Source organism: Azospirillum sp. B506 (assembly GCF_000333595.1).
In the GTDB taxonomy this organism is placed as follows: domain Bacteria; phylum Pseudomonadota; class Alphaproteobacteria; order Azospirillales; family Azospirillaceae; genus Azospirillum.
This window is the reverse complement of sequence record NZ_BADK01000557.1, coordinates 1-1812: the sequence shown is the minus strand read 5'-3', so window position 1 is coordinate 1812 and position 1812 is coordinate 1. Positions and strand designations below refer to the sequence as shown.

General features: G+C 66.8%; 3 protein-coding genes. All 3 read right to left on the bottom strand.

Annotated elements, in window-relative coordinates:
• Positions 1-316 (bottom strand): 2Fe-2S iron-sulfur cluster-binding protein (locus I71_RS16485; RefSeq protein ID WP_042695934.1); only part of this gene is annotated, 316 nt, incomplete at its 3' end.
• Complete coding sequence (locus I71_RS16480; RefSeq protein ID WP_042695933.1) at positions 313-672, bottom strand: sarcosine oxidase subunit delta; 360 nt, start codon at positions 670-672, stop codon at positions 313-315. The genes I71_RS16480 and I71_RS16485, both read right to left, overlap by 4 nt.
• A gap of 10 nt (positions 673-682) precedes the next feature.
• Positions 683-1812 (bottom strand): sarcosine oxidase subunit beta family protein (locus I71_RS16475; RefSeq protein ID WP_042695932.1); only part of this gene is annotated, 1130 nt, incomplete at its 5' end.

Sequence of the window (1812 nt, the reverse complement as noted above, 5' to 3'; positions counted from 1 at the left end):
GCGACGGCCAACGGTTTTGGCTCTCGTTCTTCAACCCTTCGAAGACCTCCAGCACGGTCGCCCGCGTGTTCGGCTCGAAGCGTCCGTTGCCTCGGTCGGTCCCGACCAGCGCGTTCGGTTCCTCCGACCCGGCGGACAGGATGCCGCGCGGCCGGTGGTACTTGAAGGACCGCCCAACGAGATGGATGCCGTTCGCAAGGAGTGCTGACGCCAGGGTGTCGCCTTCGTAGCCGGTATAGTCCACACCGTCGAAGGTGAAGCGGAGCTGGCGGCTGCGGTTGACCCTGCCCTTGCCGGCAATGCGGAAATTGCTCATGGACGTGCATCCTTGACGCTGGCGGCAGCGGGGGCGGCGGCGGATCCGGCGACGGCGCTGGAGGCGAGCGCGATCTCCTCGTCGCTTGGGCGCGGAGCCCCCGCCTTGTAGGTCATGGCGAATTTGTCGGTCACGGTGTCGCGTACCGCATTGAAGAAACGGCCGCAGCCATGCATGTGGCGCCAGCGCTCGAAATGGCGGCCGCGCGGGTTGGTGCGGACGAACAGGAAGTCGCGCCATTCGTCGTCGGACAGGGCGGAGGGATCCGCCGGGCGCGCAATGTGCGCCTCGCCGGCATAGGTGAATTCCAGCTCGGGGCGCTCTGCTTCGCAATAAGGGCAGCGGATGAGCAGCATGGTCGTCTCCTCAATGCGCGACGGCGGCGGCGGCGGCCTCGTCGATCAGCCGCCCGGTCTTGAAGCGCTCCAGCGTGAAGGGCGCGTTGATCGGGTGCGGCTCGTCGCGGGCGATGGTGTGGGCGAAGACGTTGGCCGACCCCGGCGTCGCCTTGAAGCCGCCGGTCCCCCAGCCGCAATTGACGTACAGCCCCGGCACCGGCGTCTTGGCGATGATCGGCGAGCGGTCGGGCGTGACGTCGACGATGCCGCCCCATTTGCGCAGCATGCGCATGCGGTTGAAGATCGGAAACACCTCGCAGATGGCGGCGACGGTGTGTTCGATCAGCGGCAACCCGCCGCGCTGGCTGTAGGAGGTGTATTGGTCGGTGCCCGATCCGATGACCAGCTCGCCCTTGTCGGACTGGCTGATGTAGGCATGCACCGTGTTGGACATCACCACGCAGGGAAAGGCCGGCTTCACCGGCTCCGACACCAGCGCCTGCAGCGGATAGCTTTCCAGCGGCAGCCGGACACCGGCGGTGTCCATCACCACCGACGTGTTGCCGGCGGCCGACACCGCGACCTTCTTGGCCTTGATGAAGCCGCGCGCCGTCTCCACGCCGGTGACGCGGCCGGAGGCGTCGCGGCGGATGGCGGTCACCGGGCAGTTCTGGATGATGTCCACCCCGCGCGCCGACGCCGCCCGCGCATAGCCCCAGGCCACCGCATCGTGGCGGGCGGTGCCGCCACGCCGCTGCAATGCGGCCCCCATCACCGGATAGCGGGCGTTTGCCGCAATGTTCAGCGGCGGGCAGTATTCCTTGGCCTGCTCCGGCGTCAGCCACTCGTTGTCGATGCCGTTCAGGCGGTTGGAGTGGATGTGGCGCTTGAAGCTCTGGATATCATGGACCGTATGCGCCAGCATCATCACGCCGCGCTGCGAGAACATGACGTTGTAGTTCAGTTCCTGGCTCAACCCTTCCCACAGCTTCACCGCATGCTCGTAGAGACGGGCGCTCTCGTCATACAGGTAGTTGGAGCGGATGATGGTGGTGTTGCGGCCGGTGTTGCCGCCGCCGAGCCAGCCCTTGTCCACCACCGCGACGTTGGTGATGCCGTGTTCCTTGGCGAGATAATAGGCCGCCCCCAGACCATGCC

Excerpts from the sequence above, each read along its gene's own strand:
- I71_RS16480 (WP_042695933.1), bottom strand. The coding sequence starts at position 672 with ATGCTGCTCATCCGCTGCCCTTATTGCGAAGCAGAGCGCCCCGAGCTG.